We start from the raw sequence: 14,507 nt of genomic DNA, 5'->3' as shown, positions 1-14,507 counted from the left end.
AGAGTTTGGGGGTCGCCCGGGGACACGGCAACACACCACAAGGAGCGGGTCATGCGCGTGCTGTCGTACGGGTCGTTGTTGTTTGCTCTGGCGCTGGTCGCGCCACTTCATTCCGGTGAGCTGCAGGCCGGCGAGATAACCACGCTGGACGGCGTGCCCGTCACTACCGATCCGGCTGAGCGGTACGTGCCGGTGGTCCTGGAATCGCCGGGATGCGAGCACGACAAGCTCGGCTCGGTGGAGGTCACCGCTGGCGAGCGTGTCAGCGAGATCACCCAGGATCCGAACGTGCCCACCGTCGAATACGGCCTCGCCATGGCCAGGCTCGCCAAGGCCGCCCGCGAGAAGGGCGCCAATGCGGTCGTGTTGCGCTGGCACCAGGGCGTGTACTTCACCCACAACGGCAGGAAGAGCCGCAAGCCGGTGTTCGTGAAGTTGCGCGGTGCCGCGATCCATTTGTCGCCGGAGGCGCTGGCGCAGTGCCCGCTCGAACCGGTCTCGGTGGCCGATCTGGAAGACCGCTCGCGCAACGGAAAGCCGGTCAACGCTTATGCGCGCGACGTGTTCGCCAAGGATTGAAAGTCGTCCCGGCGGCGTGCGCCGCCGGGATTGAACGCTGTCTGCCGGCCGATCAGCCCAGCTTGGCCCGCTGCGAAGCCAGTGCCTCGCGCTGCAGGTTCCAGTCGGCCAGGCGCTTGCGCTCCTGCTCGACCACGGCCGGCGGTGCATTGGCGACGAAGGTCTCGCTGGCCAGCTTGTTGTGGCACTTGCCGATCTCGCCTTCGACGCGCTTGATCTCCTTGTCCAGGCGCGTGCGCTCGGCACCCAGGTCGACCAGGCCTTCCAGCGGCACCAGCAGCTTGAGTTCGCCGACCAGCGCGGTCGCCGCGGCGGGCGCGGCGGCAGCGTCGTCGAGGATGGCGATGGATTCCAGGCGGGTCAGGAAGCGCAGCTGCGAGTCGAAGCGGGTGGCACGGTCGCGATCGGCCGCGGTGCAGCCGGCCAGCAGCAACGGGATAGTCTTCGACGGCGCGACGTTGAGTTCGCTGCGGATCCTGCGCAGCGCGCTGACCATCGACTTGAGCCATTCGACGTCGGCCTCGGCGGCGGTGTAATCCTGCGCGGCGAAGTCCGATGCCTGCGGGTACGGGCGCAGCATGATGGTGGTGTCGGCGAGACCGAGCTTCGGAGCGACCTGCTGCCACAGCTCCTCGCTGACGAACGGCACCAGCGGGTGCAGCAGCGACAGCAGCCGTTCGAGCACGAACAGCAGGGTGTGGCGCGTGCTTTCCGCCGCGGCCGCGTCGTCACCCTGCAGCGCCGGCTTGGCCAGCTCGACGAACCAGTCGCAGAACTCGTTCCAGGCGAACTCGTACAGCGCCTGCGCGAGCAGGTCGAAGCGGTAGCTGGCGAAGTGCGTCTCGGCCTCGGCGGCGACCTTGGCCAGGCGCGAGAGGATCCAGCGCTCGGGGTCCGTCTTCGGCTGCGGCGCGCCGCTGAAGCTGGCGCCCTCGGTGTTCATCAGCACGAAGCGCGTGGCGTTCCACAGCTTGTTGCAGAAGTTCTTGTAGCCCTCGGCGCGGCCGAGGTCGAAGCGGATGTCGCGGCCGTGGGTGGCGAGTGCGGCGATGGTGAAACGCAGCGCGTCGGCGCCGAACGCCGGGATGCCGTCGGGGAATTCCTTGCGCGTGGCCTTCCCGATCTTCTCGGCCATCTTCGGCTGCATCAGGCCGGCGGTGCGCTTTGCCAGCAGGTCGTCGAGCGAGATGCCGTCGATCAGGTCGAGCGGATCGAGGATGTTGCCCTTCGACTTCGACATCTTCTGGCCGTCCTTGTCGCGGACCAGGCCGGTGATGTAGACGTCCTTGAACGGGACGCGACCGGTGAAGTGGTCGGTCGCCATGATCATGCGCGCCACCCAGAAGAAGATGATGTCGAAGCCGGTGACCAGCACGCTCGACGGCACGTAGCGGTCGAACCCGCGCTCGGCCATGGCCTCCTCGTTCGGCCAGCCCATGGTGCTGAACGGCCAAAGCTGCGAGGAGAACCAGGTCTCGAGGACGTCGCTGTCCTGCGACAGCTTGACGGTGTGGTCGAGCGAATGGCGCGCGCGCACTTCGTCCTCGTTGCGGCCGACGAAGATGTTGCCGTCGTCGTCGTACCACGCCGGGATGCGATGGCCCCACCACAGCTGGCGGCTGATGCACCAGTCCTGGATGTTCTCCATCCAGTGGCGGTAGGTGCTGATCCAGTTGGAGGGGACGAGCTTGACGTCGCCTTGCTCGACCAGCTCCAGGCCGCGCGCGGCCAGCGTGTCCATCTTCACGAACCACTGGTCGGTCAGGTACGGCTCGATCACCTGGCCGGTGCGATCGCCGCGCGGCACCTGCAGCTTGTGCGGCTTGGTCTCGACCAGGCGGCCGGCGGCTTCCAGGTCGGCGAGCACGACCTTGCGCGCCTCGTAACGGTCCAGGCCGCGGTACTTCTCCGGCGCATTGCCGTTGACCGCCGCGACGTGGGTGAAGATGTTGATCAGCGGCAGGCCGTGGCGCTGGCCGACGGCGTAGTCGTTGAAGTCGTGCGCGGGCGTGACCTTGACCACGCCGGTGCCGAACTCGCGGTCGACGTAGTCGTCGGCGATGATCGGAATCTCGCGCTCGCTCAGCGGCAGCGTGACGGTCTTGCCGATCAGGTGGGTGTAGCGCTCGTCGAGCGGATGCACCATCACCGCGACGTCGCCGAGCATGGTTTCCGGACGCGTGGTAGCCACGGTCAGTTCACCGCTACCGTCGCTCAGCGGGTAGCTGATCGACCACAGGAAGCCGTCTTCTTCTTCGTTGACCACTTCCAGGTCGGAGATCGCCGTCTTCAGCACCGGGTCCCAGTTGACCAGGCGCTGGCCGCGGTAGATCAGGCCTTCCTCGTGCAGGCGCACGAACGCCTCGATCACCGCCTGCGCGGCCATCGGGTCCATCGTGAAGACGCTGCGCGACCAGTCGCCGGACGTGCCCAGGCGGCGCATCTGCCGCTCGATTGTGTCGCCGGAGTGCTGCTTCCACTCCCACACCTTCTCGATGAAGCCGTCGCGACCGAGATCGTCGCGGGTGAGGCCATCGCGACCGAGGTTGCGCGCAACCACCATCTCGGTGGCGATGCCGGCGTGGTCGGTGCCCATCTGCCACAGCGTGTCGTAGCCACGCATGCGGTGGTAGCGGATCAGCGCGTCCTGCAGCGTGTGCTGGAACGCGTGGCCCATGTGCAGCGTGCCGGTGACGTTCGGCGGCGGCAGCAGGATGGTATAGGGCTCGCCCTTGCCGCTGGGCTTGAATACACCGCTGCGCTCCCACTCTTCGTACAGGCGGGTTTCGAACTGCTTGGGGTCGTAGCTGGAAGCGAGGGTGTCGGTCATGGGTCGTGTCTTCGATTTGGCGTCTTGGCGTCGTCCCGGCGAAAGCCGGGATCCACCTTGATGTTGCCGGTGACGCCGACGCGGACGTCAACGTCAAAATGGGTCCCGGCTTTCGCCGGGATGACGGCGCGCACTGGTGGGCGCAGTTACATATCGTGCTTCTTCAGATCCAGTCCGCGCGCCTGGTACTGCTTCCAGCGCTCGCGCAGCGGGCCGCGCGCCGAGTCGTCGGCCGGCACCACTTCGAGCACGCGCTCGAAGCTGCCCGCCACCGGCGCGTCGCGCAGGTTGATCACCACCGGACGCAAGGGCGTGTCCGAATCGGGCGTGGCGATCAGCACCGGCGCCAGTTCGTCCTCGTCGTCGCCGGCGATCTGGTGCGGGATGTAGGCGTTCTCGTCGAACTCCCACAGCAACTCGTCCAGGCGTTGCGCCTGTTCCTCGTCGCGCACCAGCACCAGCGTCCACAGGTTGGCGTCGTGCGCCTTGCGCGCGAGCTCGCATACCAGCAGCAGCGGTTCCTCGCGGAACCGCTCCTTCTGGATCAGGTAGAAATCGGCGCGCGCCACGCGATCAGGCCGCGCGGTCCAGCAACCACTGGCTCAGCAGGCCGACCGGGCGACCGGTGGCCATGCCGCGCTTACCTTCGTCCGACGCGCTGCCGGCGATGTCCAGGTGCGCCCAGCGCTGGCCTTCGGCGAAGCGGCCGAGGAAGCAGCCAGCGGTGATCGCGCCGGCCCAGCGGCCGCCGATGTTGTAGACGTCGGCGAAGCTCGACTCCAGCAGGGTCTGGTACTCGTCCCACAGCGGCAGGCGCCAGGCGCGGTCGAACACGTTCTCGCCGGCATCGATCAGTTCGGCGGCGAGGTCGTCGTGCTTGCTCATCAGGCCCGAGGCGAACTTGCCCAGGGCGACCATGCAGGCGCCGGTAAGCGTGGCGACGTCGACCAGTGCCTGCGGCTCGAAACGCTGCGCGTAGGTCAGCGCGTCGCACAGGATCAGGCGGCCTTCGGCGTCGGTGTTGCCTACTTCGATGGTCTTGCCGGACATGCTGGTCAGCACGTCGGACGGGCGGTAGGCGTCAGCGTCGGGCATGTTCTCCACGGCCGGCACCACCACGACGAGGTTGATCGGCAACTGCATGCCGACGGCGGCGACGAACGTACCCATGACGGTGGCGCCACCGCACATGTCGTACTTCATCTCCTCGATGCCGCCCTGGGTCTTGAGGTTGATGCCGCCGGTGTCGAAGGTGATGCCCTTGCCGACCAGCACGTAAGGCTTGGCGTCGCCGCCGTTGCTGTACTTCAGGACGATGAGCTTGGGCGGATTGGCCGAGCCGCGGCCGACCGCGAGCAGCGAGCCCATGCCCAGTTCGGTCATCTGCGCTACGTCGAGCACTTCGCACGAGGTGGTGTCGAAGCGGCCGGCGAATTCCTGCGCCTGTTGGGCGAGGTAAGCCGGGTTGCAGACGTTCGGCGGCAGGTTGCCCAGCTCGCGCGAGAACTGCACGCCGGCGGCGATTGCCTGCTGGCCATGGGCCAAAGCGACGGTGTCGTCACCGTGGATGCCCAGCTTGCGCAGGCCCGGCTCTTCCTTCTTCTTGCTGGTGCCGAGCGTGGCGGTGTAGCGGTAGCAGGCGTGGTCGGCGGCGATGGCGGCCTGGCGGATCGCCCAGGCGGTGTCGCGGCCGGCGACCGGCACTTCCGACAGGGTGAACAAGGCGTTGGTAACCGGGCCGTTGCGCAGCGCGCGGGCGGCATCGCCGACCGCCTTGAGGTACTGCGGCACGCCGAACTTGCCGGCATCGCCCAGGCCGATGATCAGCACGCGCGGTGCGGTGACGCCCGGAACGTCGTGCAGGATGGCGGTCTTGCCGGTCTTGCCGCTGGCGTCGCCGCGCTCGAGCAGCGCCGCCAGGCGACCGCCGCTGGCTTCGTCCAGGGCCTTGCCGGCGGGCGTGAGAGTGTTGTCGGCAAAGGCGCCGACAACAATGCAATCAGTGAGGGCGGCGGCAGGCGCGTCGCGGTTCAGGTCGAATTCGAGGGCCATCCAACAGATTCCCAGAGCAGTCCAAAAAAGGAGCCGGTCAGGAGCGTCTGCCGGAAACAGTGGGCAGACGACCAACCAAACTCCGTACAATCGAGAGGCTGTGAGGGGGGATGCAATGTCCCCGGCCGCGCATCGCGCAGCCACCTCACGCCCTCGGACGAATTTCCCGATTTTAGATCAACTTCCCAGATCAAGCCGCCCCGAAGCCTAAATCGATGCCCAAGCTTGACCGTTACCTGCTGAGCGAATTCGCCCAGGCGATCTTCGCCACCCTGGTGGTATTGCTGATCGTCATGGTCGGTGGCGCCTTCACCGACGTGCTCCAGGACATCGCCCGGGGCCGGGTTCCGGCCGGCCTGATGCTGGCCCAGCTGGGCCTGGTGCTGATCAAGTGGCTGCCGCTGATCCTGCCCCTGGCGCTGATGCTCGGCCTGATGATGGGCGTCGGGCGCCTGTACCGGGACTCGGAAATGCCCGTCATCTCCTCCATCGGGGTCGGACCCAGGCGCATGCTCAAGCCGCTGATGCTGGTGGTCGGGCCGCTGGTGCTGGTCGTGGCGGCCTGCTCGCTGTGGCTGGGGCCCTGGGCGGACCGCCTGTCCAAGCAGATGATCAACGACGCCAACCGCAACCTGCTGATGGCCGGGCTGGAGCCGGGTGCCTTCGTCGGCATCCCCAACGGCGGCGGCGTGATCTACGTGGCCAACATGTCCAAGGACGGCAGCCAGCTGCAGCGCGTGTTCGTCTACCGCGACGCCGGCGAGGGGCGGATGGACGTCACCACGTCCAGTCGTGGCGAACTGATGGTCGATCCGGGTGGCGACCGCTACCTGACCCTGTCCGATGGCTTCCAGATCGAAGGCGAACGCGCAGGTGCCAAGGATTTCCGCCTGCTGCGCTATGCCCGCAACGAGATCCTGCTGCCCGCCAATGACCTCAAGTTCGACCCTGATGCGCCTGAAATGCAGACCACGCTGGCCCTGCTCGGCGACGACCGGCGCGAGGCCCGGGCCCAGTTGCACTACCGCCTGGCGCCGCCGCTGCTGGCGCTGGCGTTCGCCCTGATGGCGGTGCCGCTCGCGCGCAGCATGCCGCGGCAGGCGCGCTATGGCCCGATCCTGGTCGGCTTCCTGGCCTATCTGATTGGCCAGAACCTGATGACCGCCGGCCTGGGCTGGCTGGAGAGCGGCAAGATCGCCATATGGCTGGGCCTGTGGTGGCTGGTGCTGCCGGTGATGGCCGTGGCCTGCTGGATGTACTTCAGCGACGGCCGCCTGGGACGACCACGGCAGGCGTTCGCGACGGCGAGGCTTAGGTCATGAGACTGATCCCCAAGATCCACGACATATATGTAGGCAAGACCGTGCTCGCCACGGTGCTGCTGACTTGGGCGGTGCTGGGCGGTCTGGACGTCATGCTGGCCCTGGTGAGCGAGTTCGGCGACATCGGCAAGGGCAAGTACGGCCTGGTCGAGGCCTTCGCGTACATCGGCCTGAGTGTGCCGCGGCGCATGTACTACCTGTTCCCGTACGCGGCCGTGATCGGCTCGCTGATGGCGCTGGGGCAACTGGCGGCGACCTCCGAGCTGACCGCGCTGCGTGCCGTGGGCCTGTCGCGCCGCCGTCTCGGCCTGGCCGTCGCCGGTGCGCTGGCGATCCTCACCGCGCTGATGGTGCTGAGCGGCGAGAGCCTGTCGCCGTGGACACAGCAGCGCGCCGATGCCCTCAAGTCCTCGGCGAAGTCCGGCAATGCGGTGGTCGCGCAGTACAGCGGTCTATGGGCGCGCGAAGGCGAGACCATCCTCAATGCCCAGGGCGGGCAGGAGCGCGAGCTCAACGGCGACCGCTGGCTCGAACTGCGCGACGTCACGCTGTACCAGTTCGCCGACGATGGCCGCTTGAAGTCGCTCGCCTTCGTCAAGAAGGCCGAGCACCGCCCCGGTGGCTGGTTGCTGCGCGATGTGACGCGAACGTATTTCAATGACCGTTCGGTGCGTCGCGAGCAGGTGCCGATGGAGCGCTGGAATTCGCAGCTTGATTCGGCGGCGTTGTCGGCAGGCACCGAGCGGCCGCGCTACCTGTCGGCCATGGACCTGCGCACCGCGATCCAGTACCGCGAGCGCAATGGCCTGGATGCTTCGGAGTTCGAGGAGCACTACTGGGGGCGGTGGTTCTATTCGATCAACGTGCTGGCGTTGTGCCTGGCGGCGGTGCCATTCGCTTTCGGCACGCTGCGCAGTGGCGGCATGGGCAAGCGTCTGTTCATCGGCATCGTGTTCGCGCTGGGCTTCTGGTTGTTGCAGACGCAGTTCGTGAAGCTGGCGACGGTGTACAAGTTCGACTACCGCATCGCTTACCTGCTGCCGACGTTGATCATGCTTGCCGTGTCGGCATTCCTGTTCAAGAAGCGCAGCGGCTAGCGCGGCCCCGGCATCCCGGCGAACGCCGGGATCCAGCCTGACCTTGGCGACTTTGCGTTCGCCGTTTACTTCGGCCGCTTCGGCAGCCGCACCATGCGCGTCCCGCTGGCGCGGTCGTGCCACGTCAGCCGGTCGCGGTCGAACCAGGCCCACCAGAACCCCAGGCCTGCCAGCAGCAGCGACAGCGTGCCTACCGAGTAACGCATCAGCAATGCGCGCCATGACGGTGCACTGCCATCGGCGCCGGTCACCTGCAGTCGCCACGGCCGCATGCCCAGCGTCTGTCCGCCGCGCCGCCAGCTCAGCACCGCGTAGACGGCGCCGATCAGCCAGCACACCAGCCACAGCAACCACTGCAGCAGGCTGAAAGGCGGGATGTTCTCGTGGCTGTCATGGCCGCTGAACGTATAGGCGAAGGTGAAGACCGCCGAGGCCAGCATCCACAGTGCAACCACAGGCCACAGGTCGTAGAGCAGTGCGAGCAGGCGCCAGCCGATCAGTGCGGTGGGGCGGGGTGTGGGCGAGGTCGATGCCATCGCATCAGGATAGCCGCTGCGCTGCACGGCCGCTAAGCTGCGTGCATGAGTGTTCGAACGCCTGCTGATCGCCGTGGCGTGGCGATGGCCCTGCCGCAATTGCGCGACGCCGATGGCGGCGCGATTGCCGCTTTCCTGGATGCGATCTGGGCCGAGAATGGCCTGGCCCAGCCGACGCTCGACAGCTACCGCCGCGACCTGGAACTGCTCGCGCGCTGGCGCGACGGCCGTGGCGGCGGCCTGGCCGGCGCCGATCGCGCCGTCCTTTTCGACTACCTGGCCTGGCGCTCGCAGCACGGCTACTCGCCGCGCAGCAATGCGCGGTTACTGTCGGCGTTGCGCGCGTTCTATGCCTGGCAGGTGCGCCGCGGCGAGCGCAGTGACGATCCGACTGCGCTGCTGGAACCGCCCAAGCTGCCACGCTCCCTGCCCAAGGCGCTGGCCGAGAGCCAGATCGAAGCCCTGCTCAAGGCCCCGGACATCGACGATGCCAACGGCCTGCGCGATCGCGCCATGCTCGAGCTGATGTATGCGGCCGGCTTGCGCGTGAGCGAACTGGTCAATCTGCCGGCGACGGCGGTCAACCTCCGCCAGGGCGTGCTGCGGGTGATGGGCAAGGGCAGCAAGGAGCGGCTGGTGCCGCTGGGCGAGGAAGCGCAGCACTGGCTGGAGCGGTACCTCGCCACGGCGCGCCCGCAGCTGGCGGGAAAGCGCGCGCTGGCGCCGTTGTTCCTCACCTCTGCCGGCGAAGCGCCGACGCGCCAGCAATTCTGGGTGCTGGTGAAGCGCTATGCGGGGTTCGCAGGCATCGATCCGGCCCGGATCAGCCCGCATGGCCTGCGCCACAGCTTCGCCACCCACCTGCTCAATCACGGTGCTGACCTGCGCGCGCTGCAGATGCTGCTGGGCCACAGTTCACTTTCGACCACGCAGATCTACACCCTGGTGGCACGCGAGCAGCTCAAGCAGCTCCACTCAAGGCACCACCCGCGCGGGTAGGGCAAACCCGCCAGGGGCGGGAACAGCAGGCAACGCAAGGTGAATCCTTTCGGGACCAAGGGCACTGGCCGCGACCGGGTCTCGTGCCACAATCCGGGCATCCCCCCAATATGGGCCGCCGCTCGGTGGCCCCTGTCAGGAATCACAGATGAAGCGAATTCTCCTCGCCGCGCTCGGCGCCATCAGCCTTTCCGCCTGTGCGCAAGCGCCCGACGGCGCCGCGCAGGCGCAAGGCAGCGCCAAGCCGGCCGTAGCCGCCCTGGCTGCCGCCAAGCCCAAGGCCGGCACCGCCGATGCGCGCGCGATCGAGGCGGTGCGCCTGCTCAATCCGCAGGTCCAGGTGGATCGGGTCGGCGCGGCGCCGCTTCCGGGCTTCCGCGAGGCGATCGTGGCCGGGCAGGTGGTCTATGTCAGCGATGACGGCAAATACCTGTTCCTGCCCGGTTCCGGCGGCGCCCTGTTCGACGTCAACGCCAGGAAGAACCTCAGCGAAGATGCGATGGCGGCGGTGCGCAAGCAGCTGATCGACACCATCCCGGTCAGCGAACGCATCGTCTTCGCCCCGGCCAAGCCCAAGTACACGGTCACGGTCTTTACCGACGTGGAGTGTGGCTACTGCCGCAAGCTGCACAGCGAGATCGCCGAGTACAACCGCCAGGGCATCGCGATCGAGTACCTGGCCTTCCCGCGCATGGGCCTGGGCAGCGACGACTACAAGAAGATGGTGGCGGTGTGGTGCTCGCCGGACCGCCGCAAGGCGCTGACCGACGCCAAGAACGACCGCACGCCCAAGTACACCAACTGCAAGACCTCGGTGAACCAGCAGTACGACGTCGGCCAGCGGGTCGGCCTCACCGGTACGCCGATGATCCTCAGTGCCGAAGGCATCCAGCTCGGTGGCTATGTCCCGCCGGCAGCCCTGCGCGACGCGCTGGACAAGCTGGCGGCCGAGAATGCGCAGACTGCCGCGGTGAAGCCGGGCGCCTGATGGCGCCCTCGCTGCTTCCGGGACAGTAGGGGTACGGGCATGGGTTGCGCGGCTCGGCTACAATGTCCGGCCCGACGTTGCACGGTTCCCCGGACATGATCGTCCTCGAGGGCGCATCCGCCCTGTCGCCGTTCCGCCGCGAGCGGCTCCAAGCCCGCCTGCAAGCCCTCCATCCGTCCGTCCGCGTCCTTGGCGCTTGGCCCGTTTACTGGGTCGAGCCCGAGACTGGTGCGACGCCGGACCCCGACGCACTGCGCCGCATCCTCCAGGCCGAGCCGGGTGAGGCTGCGCGCGCGGATGGCGCCGTCTCCCGTTTTGTCACGCCGCGACTGGGCACCCTGTCGCCGTGGGCGAGCAAGGCGACAGAGCTGCTTCGCGGCGCCGGCCTGCCGATCAAGCGCGTCGAGCGCGGAACCCGCTACGACCTGACCGGATGGCCGGCCGATGCCCCGACCCAGGGCGCGCTGGCCAAGGTCCTGCACGATCCGATGACGCAGTCGCTGCTGGAAACGCGCGACGACGCCGCGGCGTTGTTCGCCACGCCCGCGCGCGGCCAGCTCGAACGCATTGCGCTGGCCGACCTCGAGAACGCCAACGTCCGCCTCGGCCTGGCCCTGGCCGAGGACGAGATCGCCTACCTGCGCGAACGCTTCAGCGTGCTCGGCCGCGAGCCGGCCGACGTCGAACTGATGATGTTCGCCCAGGCCAACTCCGAGCACTGCCGGCACAAGATCTTCAACGCCTCGTGGACGCTCGATGGCGCCGAGCAGCAGCAATCGCTGTTCAAGATGATCAAGCACACCCACGCGACCACGCCCGAGCACACGCTCTCGGCGTACAGCGACAACGCGGCGGTGGTCGAAGGCTATGCCAGCCGACGCTTCCGCCCCGACCCGATCACCCGCGGCTATCGCGCCGAGACGCAGGTCGACTCGGCGTTCGCGATCAAGGTCGAGACGCACAACCATCCGACCGCGATCGCGCCGTTCCCGGGCGCATCGACCGGCAACGGCGGCGAGATCCGCGACGAAGGCGCGACCGGCCGCGGTGGCCGTCCCAAGGCCGGCCTGTGCGGTTTCAGCGTCTCGCACCTGCGCATCCCGACCTTGCCGCAGCCGTGGGAGCGCGAGCGCTCGCTCAACCCGCGCATGGCCTCGGCCCTGGAAATCATGCTCGAAGGCCCGATCGGCGCGGCCGCTTTCAACAACGAATTCGGTCGCCCCAACCTGACCGGCTACTTCCGCAGCTTCGAGCTCGACGAAGGCAAGAACTCGAACAGCACGCTTGCGCGCGCCTACGACAAGCCGATCATGCTCGCCGGCGGCCTGGGTGCGATCGATCGCGTGCAGGTCACCAAGCTGGGCATGAAGCCCGGCGATGCGGTGATCGTGCTCGGCGGTCCGGCGATGCTGATCGGCCTGGGTGGCGGTGCCGCCAGCTCGGTCGCGTCCGGCGACAGCCACGAAGAACTCGATTTCGCCAGCGTCCAGCGCGACAACCCGGAAATGGAGCGTCGCTGCCAGGAAGTGATCGACCGCTGCATCGCCCGCGGCCTCGACAACCCGATCGCGACCGCGCACGACGTCGGCGCAGGCGGCCTGTCCAACGCCATCCCCGAGTTGCTGCACGACTCCGGCCTGGGCGGCGTGATTGACTTGGCCAAGGTGCCCAGCGACGACCCGTCGCTGTCGCCGATGCAGCTGTGGTGCAACGAATCGCAGGAGCGCTACGTGCTCGGCCTGCCGGCCGACCGCGTCGACGAATTCGCGCAGATCTGCGCGCGCGAGCGTTGCCCGTTCGCGGTGGTCGGCTATGCCACCGCCGAGGAACACCTGGTGGTCGGCTACGGCGCCACCGTCGACAACGCGCGCCAGCCCGGCCACGACTGGCCGATCGACCTGCCGATGGACGTGCTGTTCGGCAAGCCGCCGAAGATGCACCGCGACGCGCGTCGTCCGCCGCCGGCGCCGTGGCCGTCGCTGGAATGGAACGGCCTGGACCTGCGCGACGCCGCACTGCGCGTGCTGGCCCATCCGTCGGTCGCTTCGAAGAATTTCCTGGTCACCATTGGTGACCGCACCGTCGGTGGCCTGACCGCGCGCGACCAGATGATCGGTCCGTGGCAGCTGCCGATGTCCGATTGCGCGATCACGCTGTCGGGCTTCGACGGTTTCGTCGGCGAGGCGATGTCGCTCGGCGAGCGCACGCCGCTGGCGCTGATCGACGCCGCCGCCGCCGCGCGCATGGCGGTGGGTGAAGCCATCACCAACCTGTGCGCCGCACCGGTCGAATCGCTCAACCGCATCAAGCTGTCGGCCAACTGGATGGCCGCCGCCGGCCATCCGGGCGAGGACGCGCGACTGTTCGACGCGGTCAAGGCCGTCGGCATGGAGCTGTGTCCGGAGCTGGAGCTGAGCATCCCGGTCGGCAAGGATTCGCTGTCGATGCAGGCGCAGTGGCACAGCGACGGCGTCGCGTCGAAGTCGGTGTCGCCGGTGTCGCTGATCGTCACCGCGTTCGCGCCGGTGGTCGATGTGCGCCAGCAGCTGACCCCGCTGCTCGATCGCAACGAGGAGTCGGAGCTGTGGCTGATCGGCCTGGGTGCCGGCAAGCAGCGCCTGGGCGGTTCGGTGCTGGCGCAGTGCCATCCGGACGCCGTATCGAAGAGCAATGACTCGCCGCTGCCGGCATTCGCCGGTTCGCTCGGCGTGCCCGACCTCGACAACCCGCAGCGCCTGCGTGATTTCTTCGAGCTCATCCGTGATGCGCGTGAAGCCGGCCTGCTGCGCGCATACCACGACCGTTCCGACGGCGGTGCATGGGCTGCGCTGTGCGAGATGGCGTTCTGCTCGCGACTGGGCCTGGACATCACCCTCGACGGCTGGGGCCACGACCCGTTCCGCACGCTGTTCAACGAGGAACTCGGCGCGATCGTGCAGGTTGCCGACGAGGACCGCGCCATCTTCGCCGACATGGTTTCCCGCCACGGCCTGATCGACTGCGCGCAACGCATCGCGCGTCCGACCACGGCACCGGCGATCCGTGTCCGCGACGAAGGGCAGACCCTGGCCGAATGGCGCTGGGACGAACTCTTCGACGCCTGGTGGTCGACCAGCCATGCCCTGCAGAAGCTGCGCGACAACCCCGAATGTGCCGACCAGGAACGCGCGCTGGCACGCGACTTCAACGCGCCGGGCCTGAAGCCGCGCCTGTCGTTCGATCCGTCCGAGGATGTCGCCGCGCCGTTCATCAACACTGGCGCCCGGCCGAAGGTGGCGATCCTGCGCGAGCAGGGTGTCAACGGCCAGATCGAGATGGCGGCGGCGTTCGACCGCGCCGGTTTCGAAGCCTTCGACGTGCACATGAGCGACCTCATCGCCGGCAATGTCTCGCTGGCCGACTTCAAGGGCATCGCCGCCTGCGGTGGCTTCAGCTACGGCGACGTGCTCGGTGCCGGCCGCGGCTGGGCGACTTCGGTGCTGGAGCGCAGCGCGCTGCGTGATGCGTTTGCACAGTTCTTCGCCCGCGAGGACAGCTTCTCGCTGGGCGTGTGCAACGGTTGCCAGATGCTGTCGCAGCTCAAGCCGATCATCCCCGGCGCGACCCATTGGCCGAAGTTCCTGCGCAACGCCAGCGAGCAGTTCGAAGCGCGCCTGGGCCTGCTGGAAGTGGTCGAGTCGCCGTCGCTGTTCTTCCGCGGCATGGCCGGCTCGCGCATCCCGGTCGCGGTTGCGCACGGCGAAGGCCGCGCCGAGTTCGACAGCGCTCTGGACCAGAACGCGGCGCATGTCTCGCTGCGTTATGTCGACGGCAACGGTGCCGTCGCCACGCGCTATCCGCTGAACCCGAACGGCTCGCCCGACGGCATCACCGGCCTGACCAGCGACGACGGTCGCGCCACGATCCTGATGCCGCACCCCGAGCGCACCCTGCGCAGCGCCAACCTGAGCTGGGCACCGGCCGAGTGGGGCGAGGATTCGCCGTGGCTGCGGATGTTCCGCAACGCGCGGATCTGGGTGGGCTGACGCCGCACCTCCTCCCCCCTCCCCACATGGAGAGGGGAAGGCCTGGCGGTTGCCGAAACGCCGCGGGCAAGCTGCTAAA

10 protein-coding genes are annotated in these 14,507 nt (G+C 68.0%); 6 read left to right on the top strand and 4 right to left on the bottom strand.

What is annotated here, in order from left to right; all coding sequences use genetic code 11:
• Window positions 1-51: 51 nt before the first annotated feature.
• Window positions 52-579 (top strand): hypothetical protein, encoded by a 528-nt coding sequence (locus HIV01_RS10195; RefSeq protein WP_200606855.1) that lies wholly within the window; start codon window positions 52-54, stop codon window positions 577-579.
• Between the two features lie 52 nt (window positions 580-631).
• Here HIV01_RS10195 and HIV01_RS10190 read toward each other — a convergent pair whose 3' ends face one another.
• The 3 genes from HIV01_RS10190 to HIV01_RS10180 all read right to left on the bottom strand — a co-directional run bounded on the left by HIV01_RS10190 (window position 632) and on the right by HIV01_RS10180 (window position 5,461).
• A complete protein-coding gene (locus tag HIV01_RS10190; RefSeq protein ID WP_200606853.1) occupies window positions 632-3,409 on the bottom strand; it encodes a valine--tRNA ligase in 2,778 nt (925 codons plus the stop codon).
• A 146-nt stretch (window positions 3,410-3,555) separates the two neighbouring features.
• Window positions 3,556-3,978 (bottom strand): DNA polymerase III subunit chi, encoded by a 423-nt coding sequence (locus HIV01_RS10185; RefSeq protein WP_200606850.1) that lies wholly within the window; start codon window positions 3,976-3,978, stop codon window positions 3,556-3,558.
• A 4-nt stretch (window positions 3,979-3,982) separates the two neighbouring features.
• Window positions 3,983-5,461, bottom strand: coding sequence for a leucyl aminopeptidase (locus HIV01_RS10180; protein ID WP_207526918.1), 1,479 nt, complete (start codon window positions 5,459-5,461; stop codon window positions 3,983-3,985).
• 215 nt (window positions 5,462-5,676) lie between these two features.
• On the opposite strand from HIV01_RS10180, the gene lptF reads away from it, so the two are divergent.
• Entirely contained in the window at window positions 5,677-6,783 is a 1,107-nt protein-coding gene (lptF, locus tag HIV01_RS10175) for an LPS export ABC transporter permease LptF (protein WP_200606848.1), read from the top strand.
• Window positions 6,780-7,880 carry an LPS export ABC transporter permease LptG gene (gene lptG, locus HIV01_RS10170; protein ID WP_200606846.1) on the top strand — a complete coding sequence of 367 codons (1,101 nt, stop codon included), beginning with the start codon at window positions 6,780-6,782 and terminating at the stop codon, window positions 7,878-7,880. The genes lptF and lptG overlap by 4 nt, the downstream gene beginning before the upstream one ends.
• Window positions 7,881-7,945: 65 nt before the next feature.
• On the opposite strand, the gene HIV01_RS10165 is transcribed toward lptG, so the two are convergent.
• A complete protein-coding gene (locus HIV01_RS10165; RefSeq protein ID WP_200606844.1) occupies window positions 7,946-8,416 on the bottom strand; it encodes an RDD family protein in 471 nt (156 codons plus the stop codon).
• A 45-nt stretch (window positions 8,417-8,461) separates the two neighbouring features.
• On the opposite strand from HIV01_RS10165, the gene xerD reads away from it, so the two are divergent.
• The 3 genes from xerD (at window position 8,462) to purL (ending at window position 14,428) form a co-directional block, all read left to right on the top strand.
• Window positions 8,462-9,415 carry a site-specific tyrosine recombinase XerD gene (xerD, locus tag HIV01_RS10160; protein WP_200606843.1) on the top strand — a complete coding sequence of 318 codons (954 nt, stop codon included), beginning with the start codon at window positions 8,462-8,464 and terminating at the stop codon, window positions 9,413-9,415.
• A gap of 148 nt (window positions 9,416-9,563) precedes the next feature.
• The gene (locus tag HIV01_RS10155; protein ID WP_200606842.1) at window positions 9,564-10,403 is read left to right on the top strand and encodes a DsbC family protein; all 840 of its coding nucleotides are present in this window, start codon (window positions 9,564-9,566) and stop codon (window positions 10,401-10,403) included.
• Window positions 10,404-10,498: 95 nt separating this feature from the next.
• Window positions 10,499-14,428: a phosphoribosylformylglycinamidine synthase gene (purL, locus tag HIV01_RS10150; RefSeq protein WP_200606841.1), complete on the top strand. Its 3,930-nt coding sequence runs from the start codon at window positions 10,499-10,501 to the stop codon at window positions 14,426-14,428.
• Window positions 14,429-14,507: the final 79 nt, after the last annotated feature.

This window comes from Lysobacter arenosi, assembly GCF_016613475.2.
Lineage (GTDB): Bacteria > Pseudomonadota > Gammaproteobacteria > Xanthomonadales > Xanthomonadaceae > Lysobacter_J > Lysobacter_J arenosi.
Note: the sequence above shows the minus strand (reverse complement) of the source record. Positions and strands in the feature narration are given on the sequence as shown.